General features: G+C 48.2%; 16 protein-coding genes. 13 read left to right on the forward strand and 3 right to left on the reverse strand.

Annotated elements, in window-relative coordinates:
* The first annotated feature begins 356 nt into the window (after window positions 1–356).
* The 11 genes from GC102_RS16770 to GC102_RS16820 all read left to right on the forward strand — a co-directional run bounded on the left by GC102_RS16770 (window position 357) and on the right by GC102_RS16820 (window position 14,413).
* Window positions 357–1,460, forward strand: a complete 1,104-nt coding sequence (locus GC102_RS16770) for a GntR family transcriptional regulator (protein ID WP_171690565.1) — start codon at window positions 357–359, stop codon at window positions 1,458–1,460.
* Between the two features lie 76 nt (window positions 1,461–1,536).
* Window positions 1,537–3,216: a ribulokinase gene (locus GC102_RS16775; protein ID WP_171690566.1), complete on the forward strand. Its 1,680-nt coding sequence runs from the start codon at window positions 1,537–1,539 to the stop codon at window positions 3,214–3,216.
* A gap of 43 nt (window positions 3,217–3,259) precedes the next feature.
* Window positions 3,260–4,747, forward strand: coding sequence for an L-arabinose isomerase (gene araA, locus GC102_RS16780; RefSeq protein WP_171690567.1), 1,488 nt, complete (start codon window positions 3,260–3,262; stop codon window positions 4,745–4,747).
* Between the two features lie 222 nt (window positions 4,748–4,969).
* A complete protein-coding gene (locus GC102_RS16785; protein ID WP_171690568.1) occupies window positions 4,970–5,971 on the forward strand; it encodes an aldose 1-epimerase in 1,002 nt (333 codons plus the stop codon).
* 129 nt (window positions 5,972–6,100) lie between these two features.
* Complete coding sequence (locus GC102_RS16790; RefSeq protein WP_171690569.1) at window positions 6,101–6,274, forward strand: hypothetical protein; 174 nt, start codon at window positions 6,101–6,103, stop codon at window positions 6,272–6,274.
* A 165-nt stretch (window positions 6,275–6,439) separates the two neighbouring features.
* On the forward strand, window positions 6,440–8,053 hold the full coding sequence (locus GC102_RS16795; protein ID WP_171690570.1) for a glycoside hydrolase family 10-like protein: 1,614 nt from the start codon (window positions 6,440–6,442) through the stop codon (window positions 8,051–8,053).
* Window positions 8,054–8,128: 75 nt separating this feature from the next.
* Window positions 8,129–9,727, forward strand: coding sequence for a response regulator (locus GC102_RS16800; protein WP_171690571.1), 1,599 nt, complete (start codon window positions 8,129–8,131; stop codon window positions 9,725–9,727).
* Between the two features lie 203 nt (window positions 9,728–9,930).
* Entirely contained in the window at window positions 9,931–10,869 is a 939-nt protein-coding gene (locus tag GC102_RS16805) for an ABC transporter permease (RefSeq protein WP_171690663.1), read from the forward strand.
* Window positions 10,870–10,935: 66 nt separating this feature from the next.
* Window positions 10,936–11,856, forward strand: a complete 921-nt coding sequence (locus GC102_RS16810) for a carbohydrate ABC transporter permease (protein ID WP_171690572.1) — start codon at window positions 10,936–10,938, stop codon at window positions 11,854–11,856.
* A gap of 112 nt (window positions 11,857–11,968) precedes the next feature.
* Window positions 11,969–13,501 (forward strand): type 2 periplasmic-binding domain-containing protein, encoded by a 1,533-nt coding sequence (locus GC102_RS16815; RefSeq protein WP_171690573.1) that lies wholly within the window; start codon window positions 11,969–11,971, stop codon window positions 13,499–13,501.
* 75 nt (window positions 13,502–13,576) lie between these two features.
* Entirely contained in the window at window positions 13,577–14,413 is an 837-nt protein-coding gene (locus tag GC102_RS16820) for a Gfo/Idh/MocA family oxidoreductase (protein WP_171690574.1), read from the forward strand.
* 143 nt (window positions 14,414–14,556) lie between these two features.
* Here the strand turns inward: GC102_RS16820 and GC102_RS16825 are convergent, their stop codons facing one another.
* From GC102_RS16825 to GC102_RS16835, 3 genes are all read right to left on the reverse strand, one after another.
* On the reverse strand, window positions 14,557–17,796 hold the full coding sequence (locus GC102_RS16825) for a family 10 glycosylhydrolase (protein ID WP_171690575.1): 3,240 nt from the start codon (window positions 17,794–17,796) through the stop codon (window positions 14,557–14,559).
* A gap of 81 nt (window positions 17,797–17,877) precedes the next feature.
* Window positions 17,878–18,936, reverse strand: a complete 1,059-nt coding sequence (locus GC102_RS16830; protein WP_171690576.1) for a Gfo/Idh/MocA family protein — start codon at window positions 18,934–18,936, stop codon at window positions 17,878–17,880.
* A 33-nt stretch (window positions 18,937–18,969) separates the two neighbouring features.
* Entirely contained in the window at window positions 18,970–20,541 is a 1,572-nt protein-coding gene (locus GC102_RS16835) for an FAD-dependent oxidoreductase (protein ID WP_312883305.1), read from the reverse strand.
* 247 nt (window positions 20,542–20,788) lie between these two features.
* On the opposite strand from GC102_RS16835, the gene GC102_RS16840 reads away from it, so the two are divergent.
* Both GC102_RS16840 and GC102_RS16845 read left to right on the forward strand, forming a co-directional pair.
* Window positions 20,789–21,895 (forward strand): SGNH/GDSL hydrolase family protein, encoded by a 1,107-nt coding sequence (locus tag GC102_RS16840; protein WP_171690578.1) that lies wholly within the window; start codon window positions 20,789–20,791, stop codon window positions 21,893–21,895.
* A 37-nt stretch (window positions 21,896–21,932) separates the two neighbouring features.
* Window positions 21,933–23,438: an extracellular solute-binding protein gene (locus tag GC102_RS16845; RefSeq protein WP_171690579.1), complete on the forward strand. Its 1,506-nt coding sequence runs from the start codon at window positions 21,933–21,935 to the stop codon at window positions 23,436–23,438.
* Window positions 23,439–23,454: the final 16 nt, after the last annotated feature.

Below are 23,454 nucleotides of genomic sequence, written 5' to 3' on the forward strand. Positions count from 1 at the left end.
CGGCTTCTCAGACTCCGCCAACGAGCTTCGGCTCGAAGAGCTCTCGCTGTAAGCGCGGAAAACGCGCTTATTGGCTCGGGCGCTCCTGAATAAGCGCGTTTTCCGCGCTTATTCAGAACGGACGCGCGGGATACTCTGGTGAGAAGTCGATTTTCGGCTTCACTCAGACTCTGGCAACGAGCTTCGGCTCGAAGAGCTATCGCTGTAAGCGCGGAAAACGCGCTTATTTGCCCATGCGCTCCTGAATAAGCGCGTTTTTCGCGCTCACCTAATGCACACCTCTAAAATCCCGTATATGTACATACAAGTTGAGCAAATGATATAATACGGTCAGAATCAATAACCTGAGGTGAATTATGAAAGAAAAGCAAATGCCGAAATACTTACAGTTGAAACAGGAAATCCTATCGTGGCTTCATACCGGGAAACTGAAACCGAATGATCAAATGCCATCAGAAAATGAAATAGCCGAGCAATTTCAGATGAGCCGTCAAACGGTTCGCCAAACGTTCGGTGAGTTAGAGCAAGAAGGTTGGCTGTATCGGATGCAAGGTAAAGGGACATTCGTATCCACGCCCCAAACGCAAAAAAGTCGAGATGTACAAACCATTGGCATTCTGACAACCTATATATCTGATTATATTTTTCCTCATATCGTAAGAGGAGCGGAGTCTGCCTTACGTGCGAGAGGATACAGACTGCTCTTGTCTTCCACAGACAATGATAAGGAGAAAGAGAAGGAAAGCCTCGACATGATGATGAGTCAGCCTTTAAGCGGACTTATTATTGAACCAACCAAAAGCGCGGAAGGCAACCCAAATTTAAGTTATTACCTATCCTTAGACTATCAACATATTCCTTATTTGATGATTAATGAGCGGTATCCGGAGATGAATTGTCCTTCTTTGGTTGTGGATGATGAAGAGGGCGGATTCAAGGCTGCTCAGCATTTAATTGAGCTTGGGCATCGCCGTATTGCTGGGTTCTTCAAGACCGATGACTTGCAAGGGGTTAATCGGCTGAAAGGGTTTATTCGTGCTCATCATCACTATCAAATCCCGTTGTTACCGGAATTCGTCATTCATTATTCGACGGAGGAGAAGAGACAAAAACCTTACGAAAGCGCAATAGCGATGCTAGGTCAGGAGGATGAGCGGCCAACGGCTTTCGTTTGCTACAATGATGAGATAGCTATTCATCTACTTGAAGCTGTACGTACAACAGGTCTTCAAGTGCCGCAGGATATCTCGCTTGTCGGTTTTGATGACTCTTCTTTAGCAACCGCAACAGAGGTCAAGCTGACGACACTTTCGCATCCAAAAACGGAAATGGGCGCTGATGCAGCTGAGATATTGATCGATATGATACAGAATAAACGAGCAAATGGAAGTAAAACGGGGAAAGTCTATAAGCCGGAATTAATCGTCAGGGAGTCAACCATCCGAGTTTCACTGTCGTAAAAATTCATCTAGCCAACTTGTACGTACAAGTGATATACTGAATGTAGAAACAGTTGAAATTTGAAGGAGGCTATCCATGTCTAAAAGATATGCGATTGGTGTTGACTATGGAACGGAATCTGGCCGTGCCGTATTGGTCGACTTGAGCGATGGAACTGAGGTTGCCGATCATGTAACGCCATACCCGCACAACGTTATTGATGAGAAGTTGCCCTTATCTGGGATCAAGCTTGCGTATGATTGGGCTTTGCAGCATCCCAAAGACTATATCGATGTATTGACCCAGTCTGTTCCAGCCGTTGTGCAGGCATCCGGAGTGGATCCAGCCGATATTATCGGACTTGGTATTGATTTCACGGCATGTACGATGCTCCCGATTGATAAAGAGGGCCAGCCGCTTTGTTTCAATCCGGCACTAACGAATAATCCACACAGCTGGGTGAAGCTATGGAAGCATCATGCGGCTCAAGACGAGGCGAATCTTATTAACGAGATCGCGGAAAGCAGAGGAGAATCGTTCCTTGCTCGTTACGGTGGCAAAATATCTTCCGAATGGATGATTGCGAAGGTTTGGCAAATCTTAAACGAAGCTCCTGATATTTATGAACAAACCGATCGATTCTTGGAAGCAACAGATTGGGTCGTCTCGCAAATGACGGGTCAATCGGACATTGTCCGTAACAGCTGTACCACAGGCTATAAGTCCATTTGGCATAAAAAAGATGGCTATCCGAGTAAAGCTTTCTTTAAGGCTCTCGATCCTCGTCTTGAAAATTTAACAGAAACCAAGCTTCGCGGTGATGTTGTTCCACTCGGCACCAAAGCTGGTGAGCTAACAGAAGCAATGGCTAAAATGATGGGTCTGAAGGCTGGAACTGCCATTGCCGTCGGTAACGTAGATGCACACGCAGCTGTTCCAGGTGTCGGTGTAGTAACGCCAGGTAAACTGGTCATGGCGATGGGGACTTCCATTTGTCATATGCTGCTGGGGACAGAAGAGAGAGAAGTTGAAGGGATGTGCGGCGTCGTAGAAGACGGCATTATTCCTGGATATTTGGGCTATGAAGCTGGCCAGTCGGCGGTTGGGGATATTTTCGCTTGGTATGTGGAGCAGGGTGTACCTGCATATGTGCAAGCTGCGGCTGAGCAAGAAGGAACGAATGTGCATGAATGGCTGGAACGTCATGCATCCGCTTACAAACCGGGAGAAACCGGTTTACTTGCCCTGGACTGGTGGAATGGAAATCGTTCCGTACTCGTGGACACCGAATTAAACGGTCTTATTTTAGGTTATTCGCTCTTAACGAAGCCAGAGGAAATTTACCGCACATTACTGGAAGCAACTGCATTCGGAACACGTAAAATTGTCGATGCATTCCACGATAATGGTGTAGAAGTGCAAGAATTATACGCTTGTGGCGGGTTACCGCAAAAAAATCGCCTACTCATGCAAATTTATGCCGATGTAACGAATCGGGAGATCAAAATCGCGGATTCCAAACAAACGCCAGCTCTAGGAGCAGCGATGTTCGGGGCTGTCGCTGCAGGTGCTGCCAATGGCGGTTATGACAATATCGTTGACGCAGCGCACAAAATGGCCCGTGTTCGTAAAGAAACGTTCAAGCCAATCGCAGAGAATGTAGCTGTCTATGAGCAGCTTTATCAGGAGTACAGCAAACTGCATGATTATTTCGGACGCGGAGAGAATGATGTGATGAAGAGACTTCGTTCTATTCGTAAGGAAGCTCGTCATTAGTTCGGATTCTTACATTCCCAACCAACCAAGGAGGCTATTAGCCATGAACCCTTTTTCAGAAAAAGTATTTTGGTTCGTTACCGGAAGTCAGCATTTGTATGGACCTGAGACACTGCTGCAAGTGGATGAGCATTCCAAGCAAATCACAGAAGGGATTGACCGTGACTTGTCAATTCCGAGTAAACTAATTTTCAAGCCTGTACTGACAACACCAGATGCCATCCGCAGACTTTGTCTGGATGCCAATGCGGATGACAATTGCGCAGGAATCATTACATGGATGCATACGTTTTCTCCAGCAAAAATGTGGATTGCCGGTCTCGCTGAGTATCGCAAACCGCTGCTTCACTTACATACCCAATTCAATCGTGATATCCCGTGGGAAACGATCGATATGGATTTCATGAACTTGAATCAAGCGGCGCATGGCGACCGCGAGTATGGCTTTATCGGTGCGCGTATGGGTATTTCCCGTAAAGTAGTTGTTGGCTATTGGGAAGATCCAGCTGTACTTAGCCGTATTGCAGGATGGATGCGTACAGCGGTTGCTTTCGTAGAAGGACGTAGTCTGAAAGTGGCTCGTTTTGGCGATAACATGCGTCAAGTGGCTGTTACAGAAGGCGATAAAGTGGAAGCGCAGATTAAATTTGGTTGGTCCATCAATGGCTACGGGGTTGGCGATCTTGTACAGCGTGTAGGAGACATCTCTGAAGCTGAGGTCGATCATTTAATGGACGAGTACAATGAAGTTTATGATATTACGGCTGAAGGCCGCTCGGCAGGTCCAGTGCGTGAAGCGATTCGTGAGCAAGCTCGCATCGAGCTTGGAATGAAAAGTTTCTTGCAAGAAGGCGGCTTCGGCGCATTCACGACAACATTCGAGGATTTGCATGGGCTGAAGCAGCTGCCAGGACTTGCCGTTCAGCGTTTGATGGGGCAAGGATACGGCTTTGGCGGTGAAGGCGATTGGAAAACGGCGGCGTTGACACGCGTGATGAAGATCATCGCTGACAACAAAGGTACGTCCTTCATGGAGGATTACACCTATCATATGGAGCCAGGTCAAGAGCTCGTGCTTGGCGCACATATGTTAGAAATTTGTCCGACAATTGCAGCTACGCGTCCCAAAATCGAGGTTCATCCGTTAGGTATCGGCGGTAAAGCGGATCCAGCGCGCCTCGTTTTCGACGGTGCTTCAGGGAGAGCTCTGAATGCATCTCTGATCGATATGGGCAACCGATTCCGTTTGCTGATTAACGAAGTTGACGCTGTTCAACCACTCAAAGCTATGCCTAAATTGCCCGTAGCACGTGTGCTTTGGAAGCCGCAACCATCGCTGCGAGATTCTGCAGAAGCTTGGATTTATGCAGGAGGCGCGCATCACACGGTATTTTCATACAACGTAAGTACGGAGCAATTAGTGGACTGGGCAGAATTAGCTGGAGTCGAAGTTGTGATTATCAATAAGAACACCTCAGTGCTGCAGTTCCGTAATGAGCTTCGCTGGAGTGAGGTTGCTTGGAAACACTAAACAGAAGTAAACAGCTATAATAAAGATATCTTATATAAAAAGTGAGGACCGTTCATCCTTTTTTAGGAGGACGGTTTTCTCATTCGTACTTTATCGAAAGTCACATTTATCATTGTTCGCGTTATTTTCATCCATTGACTTCTTTGTTTCACATGATTTAGAGTAAATTCATATAAGCCTGTCCAAATTTAAAGGCACAGCTATGTAGGAGGTTAACACGAAATGACGACGAAAGCGTTTGAAGGAACTTACCAAGGAGAGAAAGCCATTTGGTTACAAGCTGGCCGTTATGAAGCAGCTGTTTTACCGGAAGTTGGCGCTAATCTAATTGCTTTTAGAGATACTGAAAAAGAATATCGCTTTTTGCGTGAGCCTGCAATGGAAGAGATGGAAGCTTTTAAAGCACGTCCAATCGTGCACGGGATTCCGGTATTATTTCCACCCAATCGGTATGAGGACGGGAAGTTTCCTTGGAAAGGCAAAGTTTATGAATTTCCGATCAATGAAGCGAAAACAGGAAATCACCTACACGGTTTTGTGCACAATATTCCATGGGCTGTTGAGAAATTTAGTGCGGATGAATCTGAGAGTCGTGTTACCTTAGCATTACGCGTAAGAGAAGGTCATTCGGTTTATACATATTTACCGCATGAGTTCACGATTCGCTTGACTTACACATTGAATGCACATGGTTTGCATCAACATGTATCCGTGCATAATGAAGGCAAAGAAGCTATGCCTTGCTTGTTAGCGTATCACACGACGATCAATGCACCTTTTGCGCCGAACAGTCAGGCTTCTGATTATGGGTTCAAAATGACGATCGGCAACCGCTGGGAAATGAGTGAAAGAATGCTGCCAACTGGGGAGTATCAGCCATTGTCAGCTGACGAAGAGAAGATGAAAGTAGGCGGCTTGTCGCCGTTCTTTGAATCTATGGATAATCATTACACAACCTCGCCGCAAAATGGCCGTAACTATATGGAGTTGACAGATTCACGTGAAGGTATCAAACTGGTTTATGATGTAGGGACTTCCTACAAACAGTGGATGATCTGGAATAATGGCGCTTCTGAAGGGTTTTTCTGCCCTGAACCGCAAATGAATCTGGTAAATGCACCAAACGTAGATCTCCCGGCTGATCAAATTGGACTTGTTTCCTTGGAGCCAGGTGAAATTTGGGAAGAGACAGGACGTCTTTATACGATTGAATTGAACAAATAATAGGAGAGACTTTGATCTACGACCAAAGATCCCGATATTAACCCCCTTGACGAATGGAGAGAATCCAAGGTGATGATCTGCCAACGGCGAAGGGGTATTTTTATCCAGAAGAAAAGGGGCGGGATACCGTTGGAAAATAAAGAAGGCTCAGAAAAGGAACAGCTCCTAGCTCAGATCAAAAAATTGACATTAGAAAACGAGAGATTGAAACAAGAAATCGCGAAACTACGTGGAGTTAAGCGTTCATCTACGGGCTCCATGGATAGCATGTCTACGAAATTGAAAGAAGCGTTGAGAGAGTAATCATACAGCACTAAAATAAGAAGAAGTCTCTTGGTGAGGGTTTAATTCGCCAGGAGACTTTTTTTTCATGTCAAAATACCAAAGAAAGTATCCATTATCCCCTATCAGGTCCTCCATAAATATGATAATTTCTATACCAAACACACTATGAAGGGATAATTTGCTATGGCTGAGCAAGAAATTAACTTGTGTTTGGAACAGGCGGAAAAGCTGATTGCAAATGCGCAGCGGACAATTAAGGAGAATTGGGACGCATGTGTGAATGCTCCATTTGACTTGGCAAGAGAGCATGTGGGAAGGGCGGTTCACCTGCTGGCGGAAGCGCGGGTACTTCAGCTCACAGACTCAGATGCGTGTATGAGTCTCGTTAAGCAAGCGTCAGCGGAGGCGATAGACGGTTACATTCTAGCTCTGCCGAGCAGAGTAGCGGAAGCCCGAGGAGTCTGGTACCGCCCGACGGAGCAAAGCCGTGAGGAGGTGTGCCGTACCTTGGACCGTGTGCAGGCTGCTGGCTTCAATGAGTTGTATCTGGAGACTTGGTTTTGGGGGTATACGATTTATCCGAGCCGTGTAGCCGCTGCCAGGCGAGTGGAGGAGCAGCACCCTGCTTTTCGGGGATGGGATCCTCTTGAGGCTTTCGTTAAGGAGGCCGGGGAGCGGGGCATCGCCGTGCACGCTTGGCTGGACGGGTTCATGGTTGGAGTCGACCCATCAGGAGGTCCGGTGCTTCGGACACATCCAGAATGGTCCGCGCTTTCGAGACGCCAAACCGGGTCCGAAAAGCCCCTGCCTCAGCAGGTGACCGGTTACTTTTGGCTCGATATCACGAATCCGGAGGTACGGCGATATCTGCTCGACATTATGAAAGAGATGATTATGACATATGGGGTTGCCGGAATCAACCTGGATTTTATGCGGTTTCCGCATTCCGCTGATTGGAAGGAAAGCTACTGCTTCAGTGAGTATGCACGTGAGGCATTTCGGCGTGAGCATGGCGTTGATCCTCTTCGGATTGATGCAGAGCTGCAGAAGGAGCTTTGGAAAACGTGGACGGACTGGCTGGAGCAGATTGAGGATGATTTTGTAGCGGACTTATACAAGGAAATTAAAAGCATCAATCCGCAGGTCATCGTGTCAGCTGCACCAGAGCCGGGGGCGGAATCTGAGAAAATCGGGAATTGGTCGCAGCATGTCGATGTCGTTATTCCACAAGCGTATTATTCTAGTTCCATTGCGGTACGGGAGTCTGTTCAACTGCACAAAAACGAGCTGCAGCCAGGAAATCTGGTTTACAGCGGCATATACCCAATGTACATCCGGTTGGGAGCACACGACACAGTTGATCAGGTACTTGCAGCGCGGGATCTGGATATGGGAACGGTGATATTTGCATTCGGTCAAGCGAGTGATGAAACGATAAGGTCTCTGCAGATGGGCCCGTGGAGAACCAAGGCGATATCCACGGGGATGTTTCCACTGCGTGCTATACAAGGAATACTTGAAGCGGCAGTAGTAGATGTGGAGCAGGTGTACATTCCGCGCGGGGTAGTCAGTGAAGAGGCAGCGATAGAGATTGTAAACAGAGTGGAATTCGTTCTTGGCTTGCTTCGAAAGGATGGTTTAATCACATTGGAAACTGAGGTATTAGCGTTCAAGCAATGGTTAAAGGAAAAGATGGAAGCGGGGATTGTTCATCCAGCCGTCGAGCTTCAGCTGACTAAAACTTTAAAGGAAATTCAAGAGCTTCTGCTATACTCACGAATCAAGCAAGTGAGGTAAGACCAAGGCAGGAAAGTAACGTGCCATGAGCGAATGGGTTCTGAATACATCTTATCCATCAAGGAGATTCCAGCTATGAATTTATTAATTGTGGAAGATGAAGTCCGCCTCAGAAACGCACTAGCCAACAACATTCCCTGGGACAAGCACGGAATAGAAGTTGTCGGGCAAGCTGGAAACGGAATGGAAGCGCTGCGGCTGATCGATCGCAAGAAGCCTGAGATTATCTTACTGGACCTGCAGATGCCGGAGATGGACGGACTGACTTTAGCAAGACAACTTCGCCAAGCTGACCCTTTGTTGAAAATCATTGTTCTCAGCGGACATGACGATTTCGCATACGCTCAAGAGGCACTAGGGCTTGGTGTTATGAAATATTTGTTAAAACCAGCAGGGGACGAGGAGATATTGGAGACGGTGCTCGAAGCGGCAGACCGGTTGAAGTGTGAGCTTGAGCAGCGCCATAACGAGGATGAGCTAAAGCAAAAATGGAAGCTGCATCTTCCACACCTAATCAATGAATTTTTCCAAGGGTGGCTGAACGGAAAGTACGAACCTTGGGAGCTTGAACAGAAAAGCAAGGATCTTCAACTGGATTTACAAAAAGATGCCGAATATGCGGTTGCCGTAGTTGATATGGATCCGCTGTCGGAGGATGAAACCCGATTCAGCAAGAAAGATATTTCGCTGCTCCAATTTTCGCTGAGCAGTATCGTGAAGGAAACGTTGTTGGCCACTCCTTGTTGGGTATCTACCGATTATGCGGGCTGCACGGTCGTTGTGTTCCAGCTTGATGGAAATGAAGAGCCTGGAGTAGCCCTCCAGAAAATCAATGCAGTGACCGAAAAGCTACTTTTAACTGTACGAAGCTGCCTTAGGCTAAGTGCAAGTGCGGGGATTAGTGGGATAACAGGCGGCCAAGAGGATATGAACAAACTGTACGTACAGGCGGTTCGTGCGTTACAGAATCGGATCGTACTGGGCTATGATTTAGCGATCCCGTACCGTGAAGAGCAGGGGAGAGAACCGGAACTATCATTTCAACCAAACCTGGAGAAAGCGCTGGAAATCGCACTCGAAACAGGGGAAGGCGACAAAGCGATCGAAACGTTAACTGCCCTCTGGGACGGCGGCATGGCCAAAGCGGAAACGGTTGAAGACATGCATGAGCACATCCTTTATTTCACAAGCCTCTTTATTTGCATGATCCAGAAACAGGGATGGCCAGTGCGGGAAGTGGCCGGCGAGGATTACGTTTATTTCCAAAATCATTTGGAGCTAGCCGCGAAGGAACAAATTCTATTTTGGCTGCAGCGAATGATTAGGGCGTATTTAACCTATGCCAGCCAAAGGCGGAAATCGACGAGTCATGGCATGATCAAGACTATATTAAGTCTCGTCGAAAATGAAATCGATCAGGAAATGACGCTGCATGCTGTTGCCGACCGGCTGTATGTTAACTCATCCTACCTTAGCCGTCTCTTCAAACAAGAAACAGGAAAAGCCTTTTCCACCTACGTACTGGAACGTAAAATGGAGCGAGCCAAGGCGATCCTGCAAGAGGGAGCACGGGTATACGATGCCGCAGCTGGTGTAGGGTATAGGGATGTGAGCTATTTTACAAGAGTATTCCGTAAATATTGGGGCGTGACGCCCGGGGAAGTTCGTCATTGAATTCCTTGAAAGCCGTTTGGCAGCCTTCTCAGTTCATCTGGGAAGGTTTTTTTTATGTAAGACGCGAGAAGTTATGAAAGTACCAAAACAAGTAATATTCCTCTAATTCGCAAAAAAACGGTGGGTGATAAACTAAATCTAAGAAAGACAGGTAAGAAGGAGGAGACACCTTGCGAGAAACGACCACTACAACGGAAACTGTCATATTAACAAAAAAAAATAGTAAAAAGAGCTATAGACGACAATTGTGGATCGATATCAGGAAAGATTGGGATTTGTATCTCGCACTCATTCCCGGTATCGCATTTCTGCTGCTGTTTAAGTACACGCCGATGTACGGGATTATCATTGCTTTCAAGGATTTCAATATTTTCGATGGTATGGCCGCAAGTCCATGGGTCGGGTGGAAGCATTTCGATAAATTGATTTCTTCCGCTAGCTTTTTGCAGGTGTTCCAGAACACCTTGATCATTTCTGTTTACAAAATCGTATTTCTTTTTCCGCTCCCAATTGTGGTCGCCATTTTGCTTAACGAATTGAAGAACATGGCGTTCAAAAAAAGCGTACAAACCGTGGTTTATCTGCCTCACTTCCTGTCTTGGGTTATCGTCAGTGGCTTGTTCATCGATCTGCTTTCCACGAACGGCGGTATCGTCAACAAAATAATCGTTGCCATGGGCGGCGAACCGATCCGCTTTTTCCTGGACAGCCATATTTTCCGCTCGGTTCTCATCAGTACGGCAGGCTGGAAGGAGACCGGCTGGAACACTATCATTTACTTGGCGGCTTTGGCAGGTATCGATCCCGGCTTGTACGAAGCGGCTAAAATAGATGGCGCTAATAAATGGAAGCAAATCATACATATTACGCTGCCCGGTCTGGTTCCGATCATCCTGCTCATGTTCATCCTTCGTCTCGGCTATGTGCTCGAAGCGGGAACTGAACAAATTCTCGTTATGTACAACCCAAGCGTATACAACGTCGCAGACGTTATTGGCACCTTTGTGTATCGCATAGGTCTCGGTGAACAAGATTACAGCTTCTCAACTGCCGTAGGAGTATTCGAATCCGTGGTTGCGTTTATTTTGATCTTAACGGGTAACGGAATGGCCCGTAAGTTTTTCGGACGAGGTATCTGGTAAACGGCGAATAAAGCTTATGCTTACGATGTTAGTTTTGCTAAAGCAAAACTTTTAGGAGGATCAGCTATGCATACAAAAGGCACCTTACAATCACCTGCCGTTAGAAGGAATGGAGCCATCCGAACACCCCGTGGCGAGAAAATCTTCGCAGTGGTCAATCATATTTTCTTTATTCTGATGGGACTTTCCACCATCTTTCCGTTCATCAATCTCGTCGCCAAATCGCTTAGCAGCGAGGCGGCGGTCGTTTCGGGAATGGTTACCTTATACCCGATCGATTTTCAAATAGGGACTTACAAGTATGTGGCGAGTAATTCCTTATTCCTGAATGCGTTTATGGTTTCCATTACGGTGACGCTGGTTGGTTCGCTGCTCGCGTTATTCATGACGACGTTAGCCGCTTATCCGCTTTCCAAGCCGAGGCTGCGGGGACGCAAGTTTTTTATCATCATGTACCTGTTTACTATGCTGTTCAGCGGTGGATTGATCCCGACTTACCTGCTAATGCACAAGCTTAATCTTATCGATAAACTGCCGGTGCTCTTCCTGCCATTAATGATTAACGTGTACAACATGCTCATTGTCAAAAGCTATTTTGAAAGCCTGCCTGACAGTCTCGAAGAATCGGCGAAAATGGATGGGGCCAGCAATATGACGATCCTTGTGCGTATCATCTTGCCACTATCGATGCCTGTGTTGGCAACCATCGCATTGTTCTACGCGGTTACTTTCTGGAACGATTACTTTACGTCTCTTATCTATATCAACTCAGTAGAAATGAAGCCGCTGCAGCTTTATTTAAAGGAATTGTTCGTCTCTTCGACGGATGCCTTCATGCGGACCAATGTTGACGCATCGCTGAACGTTTCACCGCAGTCGATCCAAGCGGCTTCCATCATTCTGGCGACGCTGCCGATCATATTCGTGTATCCGTTCCTGCAAAAATATTTCGTTAAGGGTGTTCTAGTCGGCTCCGTAAAAGGCTGAATCTCACAAACAAAACTTGAAGGGTGGTGGTGGGCAGGCTCAAAGATGGTTCCATGAAATTTGGTTTTACGCACTTCTCCATACTCAAAGAATGAAAAAGGGAGGCTCTTTCATGGTAAAAAAATTTTTAGCTCTGATGTCCATCACGACTTTGGCAGCGTCTATCACCGCTTGTGGCGGAAACGGCCAAACGGCAGGGACTACCACAGCACCGTCTGTATCAACAGCTCCAATCGCAACTGTAGATACCAATAAGCCGAAGCCAGAATTCAAGGCGCTACTGCAATATGCGCGTTTTGATCCCAATGCTGAAGTCGTGGCGAAGTTCCTGAACGAAAAAACCGGTTACAAAGTTACCTACGACATGCTGCCGGTCGAGAACCCAGACGACAAGCTTAACCTGCTCATGGCCAACAAGGAAAAATATGGATTCATGCTGCTCAGTGGCCCTCAGTATTCCAGACTCTCAACATCTGGCGCCCTGGAGCCGATCGATGAGTTGGTAAACAAATATGGCACGAACATGAAAAACGTTATTTCCCAAAACTCCTGGAACGGGGCCAAGCTGAACGGAAAAATTTACGGTATTCCACAGACTGGTTCGGGTACGATCGTCAACACAGCGCTTATCGTGCGCCAGGATTGGATGGATGAACTCGGACTTAAAGCCCCGACAACACGCGACGAGCTATACAACGTTATGAAGACGATTAAAGAGAAGAAAAATGTCATGGCGTTGTCCGGCGGTAAAACCCCGCTCGTTCCTGAAATCATGCCGACGTTTGGCCTCACGCTGGTTCAGTCGACCGCAACGACCGGTTGGCAGGATGTTAACGGCAAACTGGTCAATGTGGTAGAAAACCCGAACATGAAAAAATACTTAGAGTTCATGAAGAAGCTTTATACGGAGAAATTGATTGATCAAGAATGGTCTCTCAATCAGGCGAACAAAGTCATCGAGAACTTCACGAGCGGCAAAGCGGCTATGATCTCAAACGGCTATTTCAACGCGCCTACCGTACAAAATGCACTTCTGAAAAACACACCAAACGCCAAAATCGCAAGCCTACCTTACCTGAAAGGCGATGATGGCAAAGTACAAGTTATGGGTTCAGCAGGCATCAGCTATTACGTGGGTATACCGAAATGGGCTGAAAACAAGGAAGAGATTATCAAATACCTGGATTTGAAGCTCGATAAAGATATTCACAAGGAAGCGACAATCGGTAAAGAAGGCGTTCACCACAAGGTGGAAAACGGCAACTACTTCCCGATTCTGCCGATTTTCAACGACCAGTATAACAACGCTTCTTCGTTTCTCACAGGAGTGGATGAGAAAAACTACCCGATCTACTGGCAGGCGCGTGTTCGTAAAGATCCTATCCTGACCGATGCATTTAATAAAAATCAGGAAGCTGCCAAAGGTAACATCGTTGTAGATCCGCTCTCTTTTGCACCTCCGCTTGAAGCAATCGGTAAGTACAACTTAAAGCTGCAAAAGTTGATGGAAGATACCTTCTTGAAATACATCACAGGTGCAGAGCAGCTCGAAAATTATGATAAATTCGTGACTCAGTGGAAAGCAGATGGCGGAGACGAAATGACGAAAGCTGTCAACGAATGGTATGCAGCGAATAAGAAGTAAGCTTATTTTATGGCGCAATAATCCCCTGCGGTTCACTCCGTGGGGGTTTTATTTCTCTGAGGGAGTGAGATAAGGATGAAAAAGATCGGGTTTATTGACTATTTTCTGGACGAGTGGCATGCGGAGAAATATCCGGGTTGGATTGAAAGGGCATCGAGAGGCAGCATGAAGGTCGCATACGCTTATGGCAAGTCGAATATGGAAGGAAAGCTTAGTAATGCGGACTGGAGCGAGAAGAAGGGAATCCAGCTTCTTGACTCGATCGAGGCGGTTGTGGAACAGAGTGACTACTTGGTTGTTCTGTCGCCGGATCATCCCGAGTACCATGAGGAACTGTCGCTGATTCCACTTGGTTCCGGCAAGCCTACTTATATCGATAAAACGTTTGCACGTAACCGGGCAGCGGCCTTACGGATGTTCGAACTCGCAGACAAACATGGGACCCCCATGTACTCGACTTCGGCTTTACGGTTCGCTTCAGAGTATATAGGACTAGAAAAGCAGGGGATAGAGTCCATTTGCAGCCTAGGACCGGGACAATTTGAGAACTATTCGATCCACCAGGTGGAGCCGATCGTCTCGCTGATGGGGACGGATGTCAAACGAGTGATGTGGACGGGAACGGCAAACACGCCAGCGCTGCTAATCGGGTATGCGGACGGCCGCCAAGCAACGATAAACCAATATGGGTGGGAATGTCCGTTCAGCATGGCGCTCAGTTATGAAGCGGGGTCATCGAAGTTTCTAAAGATCGAGTCGGATTTCTTTGGGTCGTTTATTGAGAATCTTATCGGTTTTTTCGAGACGAGTAAGACGCCTGTTCCACAGGCAGAAACGATTGCGATTGCAACGATTCTGGAATTTGGTATGAAGGCCGCAAAGACGCCTTATCAGTGGTTGGAACTGCCATAAACTGAGAAGCAGGAAAATCAAACTGCTAGGCTAACCAATCGGCTCATTTGCTGAATCTGCCCCCAAAAAAGCACCCGGACCTTCTCTCTGAGAAGGAACCGGATGCTTTTTTTTGATCATGTGATGCTATCCGTTGTCAAACCTTAACCCATATCTCCAACTTCATTCTCTCTATTATCGTTCGCTGCATCGTCGTACACGCCATCACCATTCTCTTTATCTTCGATCTTCTCTTTGTGAGTATTGAATACCTTGATCTTAATCTCCGATTGCTTGCCACGATAAGAGGCAGTAATGGTTGCGGATCCAGGCTTCACAGCTGTGATAGTGCCGTCTGCAGCAATGGATGCAACTTTATCGAGCGAAGAGATGAATGTCGCGCCTTGGGTGATGTACGCCATTGTGCCATCTGAGTAAGTTGCTTTGAGCGGTGCTTTGAAGGTCTCACCTTTCACAAGACTGTGTTTATTCTCTTCATAAGAGATACTTGCCAGCTCTACGACAGTAACGATTGATTTGGCAGTTTTTCCTTCATAGACAGCGGTGATCACCGTAGTTCCAGCCTTCAGCGCGGTAACCGTTCCGTCTGCGGCAACGGTTGCTGCCTGAGGATCGCTGGAGCTGAACACGGCACCGGTTACTACGGCTCTCGTTTCGTCCGAGTAAACGGCAGTCGTAACGGATGCGTGCGTGTCGCCCGAAACTAGACGGTAGGCGGCAGAATCAAGCTCAATGCCTGTGATGACGGGAGCCGTACGCGTTATGGTTACGGTTTTTTCGTTCGTTTTGCGGCCGTCTACGTAAACGGAGATTTTTATGGGATTGGCGCCTACTTCCAGCGAGACATTTCCGCTGAAGTCTCCGTTGCTAGCCAGCGCAGCCGGAACACCGTTCAAACGAACATCAGCCATACCCGGCCCAAGCACTTCGATATTGCCTTTGATCTCGAGATTCTTCAGCGGTGTGCTAGTGTTTGCATAGGCAAGGTGACCGCGCAGCACGGCCGATCTGACAGCATCGCCGACCTTGTACGTTCTGGCGACCAGTTGCCGTCTCGTCCGAACGCCTGAAGCATCCAGAGCAGAAATGACGAAGCCGCCTTGCGGAATGACGCTGTTATTAGGTGACATGTTCGTCCAGTTCCAGCTAAGCGCCTGTTGTTGGTTAACGACTTTTGTAACTTTACCGGTGCTGTCCACGATCGCTTCGACACCGAACGTGCTTGTAGCTGTCGTTAGACCGAACGTATCCGTATAGACGTTGAGATTATTCTCGTTACGGCTCACATTGTACAAATCGCCTTCAAGGAACGATTCCTCATTGCCAGGAACACTTGAGCCTACTTGATAATCCTTGACGTACTCTACGTTCTGGAGCGACGCTTTCACAACCGACCAATTAACCTGCGAATAGTCGAAGAGCATCAGACCATTCGATTGCGACAAGCCAGCCTGGAACACCGACCGCTGCAGCGGGGGATCCTGAATGTTCGCCAGCGCGATACTAGCGTACATCGGAACTTCACCGTTTGTTACAATATTACCTAGCGTAATGTGATGCTCGATTTCTTTCTGCGTCGTTTGATAGGTGCCAATCATAAGAAAATCAATGTTGCCCGTATAGCCGGTTTGCGCGTAAGAGTCTGTGTAAAGGCTGTCGGCCGGGAATTGCAAACGACTATCATATTTAAAGTTCGGGCTGCCCCAGTGAACACCGTTCAGGTAGTAAGAATCAAACCAGGAGCCGACATAGGCGGAAGAGTAGATTTTATGACCTTTGAGTGCTGTGTAGCGATCAGTGAGCGAACGGACTTCATCCGTAAATGTCTTGATCGTCTGCGAGCGGAACTCCCACCAATCATTGATAAGCGGTCCGAATTGCCGGACATTGTTCACATAAGTGAAAACGTCCGCCGGCCAATTTGTCAGCTGTTTACCGCGAACGGCGAGAAATGCCTCGAACTTCGAGCGAGTTAATGGGCTGAAGTCGGCAGTTTCATTGTCATAGCGGGTTCGGTCTAGCACGACGCCGTCAACATCGTAGTTTTTGATGACTTCTTCCATGTTTTTCAACTCGAAGGCTCTAACGTCATCATTAGCCGGGTTAACGAAAGCAACGAGGGATTTGCCCGTTTTGTAATAGTTGCTCTCACGCAGCCGTAGAATCTGGCCGCCATCCTCGGGACGGTACACATGTTCTTCCCAGTCGAGGTGCTGATTCAGCAGCCCATACTCGTTGTGCGCAGGTGAGCCTTCAGCAAATACATTGAAAGCTGCATGGATTTTGATGCCTAGCTGATGCCCGTACCTGATGAACTCCTCCAGCATGTCAAGGTTCGGATTCGCTCCCGCACGAGTCGGCGCGGTCATCTGGGAGATATGAGGACGACCGGTCAGGTCGTTCTTCTTGTAGTTGGCGAAGCCTTCTACACCTTTAACATCTAATGCTATGGCCGTGACCCCGGCGTCTTTTGCCTTGGTCAGCATATCGTGAACATTTTCAGGCGTTTGCAGCTTGAAAATATTCGTTCCTTGGTCGACCCAGAGGACGACTTCCTTTGCAGTACCGTTTTGTTTTTTATAAAACACGACAAGCGTCTTGCGGTCATTTTCCGTCCCGTTTTTGATGGCGATGACGTCAAGATAATTGACACCCTCCGTGAGACCAACCTCGATCTGAAAGCTGCCGTTCGCTTGCAAAGCAACCGAGGATTGGTTCACACGAATCGAATAGGGAATACCTTGCTCTAGGTTTTCCAGCTTGCCGGAGACCACTGTTTTCGGCTCGGTTACCGTAAACCATTCGTCGTTGTTCAGCTTAAGCCGAGCTTTGAGGCCTTGTCCTGTCATTAAGTCAGAGACAGGGATGACTTCACCGTTTTTGCGCAGCTTGATTTTGTCACCGACCTTGAAATTTTTCGCGAGATATTGCTTGTAAGTTTTGTTCGCCCAACTGTCGTCATTCGATACTAGGATGTAACCGCCTTGAGGGATGACTAGGTCAGTAGGTCCTGTCCAGACTGGCACTCCGCCGTTCACGGAAGGGTTTACTACCCGAGTGACCTGATTAGCTCCATCGACGACAACACCGACGGAAGTTTTTCCAACCGTAATCTGAGGTGCATACTCCGTTGTGTATAAAGCTACATAATCGGTGATGCCGCTAACATCCTTATCAACAGCATTAATTTGCTTGCGAGGACCTTCAATATCAATAGTAATGTCGACCGGAGCGGCTTCTACTTCAATGTAATCGGCGGCGGTCGGAGCAGCGGCTGTGGTAACGGAGCCAGAGACGGTCTCCGCAGCAACCGCGGTCGTGGACCAAAGGGAAACGATCATTGTGAGCAATAGGGTCATAGACAACCATTTCGACTTATTCAACGGGTTTCACTATCCTTCCATTTCATTTGATAGGGCTAGTTGTGAACCGATGCGATTTGAGTTTTGTCGTAAGCTGCTTATTTAGAAGTGTATTTCTTCGCCTTTTTCGCTAGATTCATAGATACCGCAAAGGATTTTCATCATTTCAACACCGTCTTGAACAGGAGAGATGGTTTCTTTTTTTCCTTGGCATACTTCAATGAAATAATTGATTTCATCCTGAAACCCAGCAACAAAATCAAAAGACAGGTTGTTGATTTGCGGCGTGATGTTCAAGATGGTATCGTGCTTCTCCGTAATGATGGATAGCTGAGGCTCCAGTTCGGCGCCGCCTTTGTCGCCATACAGCTTCACGGTAAGCTCGTCTTCCTTCGCATGAAGCGTGAAGCTTACGTCTACAAGGATGGAGGCGCCATTCTCGAAACGAATCAGCGCATTCGCCATATCCTCTACGGTATTGCGGGAAGCGTCGTAGTCAGCTGCCTTGTAAAAGGCAAGGTTTTTTACGTTGGCGCGATTGCCAAGTCTTTTGTAGGTATTGCCGGAGACTGACTTCACCTTCGGTCGGCCCATCAGGTACCAGCAAAGGTCGATAACGTGGACACCTACATCAATCAGCGGACCGCCGCCTGAACGCTCAACATCTGAAAACCAGCCGCCTGGATTACCAAGACGACGAATGCACGAAGCTTTAGCGTAGTAAATTTCACCGAGTTCATCGTTTTCTAGAAACGATTTGATGATACGTGTATTAGAAGCATATCTGCGGACGAAGCCGACCTGAAGCGTTTTGCCGGAGCGGTGGACTGCTTCCTCCACGGCCATCGCTTCGCCCACCGTCTTGCAGAGCGGTTTTTCGGTAAGCACGTTTTTGCCGGCATCCAAAGCAGCGATGGAGATCGGCGCATGGCTATTGTTCCACGTACAGATGCTGACGGCATCGACTTCTGGATCGGCAAGTAATTCCTTGTAGTCCGTGTAAATACGTGTTATGCCGTATTTCTCGGCTTTCGCTTTAGCGCGTTCTTCATTCAGGTCGCAAATAGCGTAAAGCTCAGCGCCTGGATTATTTTGGTATGATTTTAAATGCATTTCGGAAATGGATCCGGCTCCGATGACCGCTATACGTACTTTGCTCATTTGAAAATCTCCTCGTCTCTAGAATGGTTATTGTTATACCGAATGAATGGTTGGCCAAGCCAGTTCAATCCCATAGCTTACAAGCATATTCTGGAAGTCTCGAAGTTCAGACTCCATGCTGCGCACCTCGCGGGGCAGGAGTTCACGGTCGATACAGCGGCTTGCCAGAAATCCAGCAGCCTCGCCGATGTTCCATTCGACCGGATGGAGCCGGTAGCAGCCGTTTGTGATGTGCGTGACGCCAAGATTTTTACATGCTGGCAGCAGGTTGTTCATGCGGACAGGAATCAGACTGCCCAGCGGAATTTGGAACGGCAGGGAGGAGACATCGATATAATGGCGATTTCCCGTGCTCGGATGCAGGTCAATTCGGTAACAGCCGATGCCGACAGAATCGGCGAATTGCTCTGCTTTACCATCGGGGCGGCAGGCTGTGCTCACATGCTGCTCCAGTACGGTAAACTCGGCTTTGATCCTGCGTGACTCCCGCATGTACGGAGACATGGCCAGTCCGTCATCGGTGCCGACGATGTCTTTGCGCAGACGAAGTCCCGGGTAGCCGAACCCCCCGTCCGGCCGAGGCGCTTCCGTTTGCAGCCAGTAAAGCAAAGAGAGGCTAAGCTGCTTCGCATCCCACAGATTCCGTTCTCTTTCCTCGTCGCTCACGTCGATGACGGAGCCAAGCCAGTAGTCATTTTGCGGCCAGTTGACCAGTGTAATACTCCCTGGATAAAAGCCTTGCTCGAAGTTTCTGCTGTCGATGATGCGCCGATAGTAGAATAGAGAGTACTTTTCTGTCCCTTCAAAAAGTTCATAAGTGACATGTTCTAGCGTATGAGGGCGGACGCCGGACCAGCTTAGCAGCCGATCTGGCCAAAAATCGGCTTTATACTGCCGCCAGAAATCATAGCGCTCTGGACGTTCGATGGTGTAGTCTTCGCCTTCGATGTAGTCCATAGCAAAGCAGTATGTAAATCCCTGCATGTCCTGCGGAAGAGCTTCACCTTCTACGGAATGTGGTTCCCCGGTTTGGCTCTTGGACTCCGCCCCAGTTACATATTCCGCCCCGGCAAGCGGCAGAACATCTCCACATTCCGTTGCGTCAAGGAAGTAGGCGGCGGATAGCTCCACGAGTTCCCCGGTCAGCAAATTCCGTACCGTTACCGTGCGTACGTCATCTCCGTCCACGGAAGCCGATTCAGCTCGATGACGGGTAAGAATTTGCAGCCTCCCGCTGTGAATATAAGGAGCCAGCATTTCCTGCAGAACTGCCAATGCTGCGCGTGGCTCATGGCACAATCGCGAAACGCCACCGTTCCCGGGATTAAGATGAATGCGTGACCGTGCCTCTTCGGTAAGGGGGAAATGGCGCTGGTAATAATCACGCACCCCATCCCGGAACTGCCGGTACGTGCGGGTACAGCCGAATTGTTCAATCCATGGGTGCTCGTCTGGCGGAACAGCCTGACTCGTTAATTGTCCACCAATCCAGTCGGTTTCCTCAGTCATGATCACCGTCTTGCCTGATTTGGCAGCGGCAAGCGCGGCTGCGCAACCGCCGGTTCCCCCGCCAATCACGACGATATCGGCATGAAATTCTTGAATGTTATGGTTGCTGTTCTTGTGTGGCAACGGAAATATTCCCTCCTTTTTCCTCCTCGCCTGCAGGATTTCACAGGCTATCCTCATTGTATTACAGCGGGAACGAGGCCACAGCGGAGGACCATGACTTCTTTTGGTACTTTAATAACCATTGGCAATGAAAAAAAGGGATTGCTGGATCGGAGTCGAAAATGGATAACAAAGCCCTACAATGTGAGTGGATTTTAAGGAGTAAGTAGAGGAGGAATTTATGATGCCAAATCAACAACGACCTGTTAACGCCGTGCAGTTGGATGCAAACATGAGAATTCAGCAATCCGGCGACAATCATCTTAATTGGTATTCACCGTTAGAGAAGCCATTTCATATTGCCGGGTTCGGCTGGCTGCACGAAGAAAGGCTTTACCGCCGGCTGCCGACAAAACCAGATTGGAAACTCCCAGTGGCGGTAGACCAATTGGCTAACTGCACCGCCGGCGGTCAAATCCGTTTCGAGACAAATGCAACTTCCTTGACCGTTAAAGTAAAACTGACAGGGACTGCCAATATGTATCATATGCCCGCGACGGGGCAGTGTGGATTTGACTGCTACATTGGAGGTCAAGGAGAGCAGTTTTATTACGGCACAACCGTTTATGATCACACGCTGGCTGAATATGAAGCCGTTATTTTTAAGGATATGGCGAGGGAGAGCCGGATTATTACGCTTAATTTTCCGCTCTACCAAGGCGTAGAAGAAGTATGGATCGGTTTGGATCAGGAAGCGCAGATCGATTCGCCACCGTCATACGACAGCAGTAAAAAGATCATCGTCTACGGCACCTCAATCACGCAAGGCGGCTGCGCAGCCCGTCCGGGTATGGCTTATACGAATATCATGTCGCGCCGCATCAACAGGGAGTTTCTCAACCTGGGCTTTTCCGGTAACGGTAAAGGAGAACCTGAGCTCGCTCATATCATTTCGGACATCCCGAATCCTGCATGCCTTATACTTGATTATGAGGCGAACTGCGTTTCTACTGAACTGTTTCAGAAAACTCTTCCCGAGTTCATATTGATCTACCGAGATAAACACCCGCTGACTCCAATCCTAGTAATCTCGCGTATCACCTATGCCAAGGAAAAATTTCATGATCAAATGGTTAAAGAGCGGGCGGAACGCAAACAAGTCCAGCTCCGAACCGTAGAGCAGCAGCGCGAACTGGGCGATGCCAACATCTATTTTTACGACGGATCTAACCTGCTGGGTGAGGAAGCGCACGAATGTACCGTTGACGGAGTCCATCCGACCGACCTTGGCTTTTTGCGTATGGCAGATGGACTGACGCCAGTCCTGCAGAAGATTTTGGCCGATTGAATGCCGGTTTCATTATGCCTGAAGGGGTGGTTGAGTAATGAAAAGAAATAGAGCGGCCATTCTAGCCTTACTCACGTGCTTCGCTACCGCCGGATGCAGCTTTCCGGAATGGTTAATGAACCAAGATAAAGTTTCGGAAGCTGTACAGGAACCGATCATACGAATCGTCGTGAACAGCCTAGGCATGAACTTTCCAGAAGGTATGGATGAGAATAACAACCCCTACCTGAACTATATCGAGAAAAACATCGGCGTACAGGTGAATGTGACGCTACCGCCGCTGAATGGATATGATGAAAAGCTAAACGTGATTATGACGTCTGGGAAGCCTCCAGATCTGCTGAACACGAGCAATCCCTCTTGGTTTATCAATTTCGTTAATCAAAAGGCGCTCACGCCTTTAAATGACTATATTGAAAAGTATGGGGCGAACCTGAAAGCCAAAATCCCTAAAGAAGCTTGGGACAACGTAACCGTCAATGGCCAAATATATGCAATACCCAGTCTAAATGAAGTGAAGGGAACTGAAATTGTTTACGCCCGAAAAGACTGGCTGGACAAGCTCGGCCTGCAGCCTCCGCGAACAATCGAAGAGTTTACAGCGGTGATGAAGGCTTTCGCCGAAGGAGACCCGGACGGAAACGGAAGGAAGGACACCTTTGGCCTCTCGATCCTGGAACGTCTCAGGAGAACGTCGCCATTTCTCGGCGCCTTCGGTGTACAAATGAACGCCTGGTATGAGCGGGACGGTAAGTTGGTTTACTCCGGTATCCTCCCAGAAATGAAAGAAGCGCTCATTTACCTTCGCAGCCTGTATGATCAAAATATTCTGGACCCGGAATTCCCGCTCAATAAAATCGATGTACTTGGCGAAAAAATTGCGACCGGCAGGGTCGGCTTATATTCCGCGGCCTGGTCTGATACACGCACCCACATTGCGGCTAACCGCAAAAACGATCCGAAAGCGGTATGGATCCCGCTTGAATTCCCGGTCGGACCGAACGGTAAACATGGTGTCTACAGTACCTCAAACGTCCGTTCTTACAATGTTGTGCCCGTCAAGAGTCAAAACGCTGAAGCGGTTGTCAAATTTCTCGATTTTATCGCTGGCCCCGGTCAAACAAGCCTGAAGCTCGGTTTTGAAAATGAAATTTGGACCCGAGTGAACGGAAAGCTTGCTATCCGGTTTGATGAGCACACGAAGCATGGCTATCGGGGTATCTATGGATCGTTGGTCGATACGGCAGAGCGGGACATAACGCGGGAACGGCTGGAGGGACTCGGCGAGCAATTCCATCTTTACGAAAACCTGCAGCGAATCGAAAGCAATCTGATGGAAGATCGGTTTAATGGACCACCAACTCCCGCAATGGGCAAGCATAACGTCAAGCTATCCAAGCTGCAAGAAGAGACTTTTACGCGAATCATCGCGGGGTTGAGTCCCATCGAGGAATTCGATGCCTTTGTGAAGAAATGGAAGGATGCTGGCGGTGATGAAATAACCGGAGAAGTGAACGAGTGGTGGCGAGAAACCGGCAAGTAGCCGGAAAGTGACAGGG

Source organism: Paenibacillus germinis (assembly GCF_013141785.1).
GTDB lineage: Bacteria > Bacillota > Bacilli > Paenibacillales > NBRC-103111 > Paenibacillus_E > Paenibacillus_E phytorum.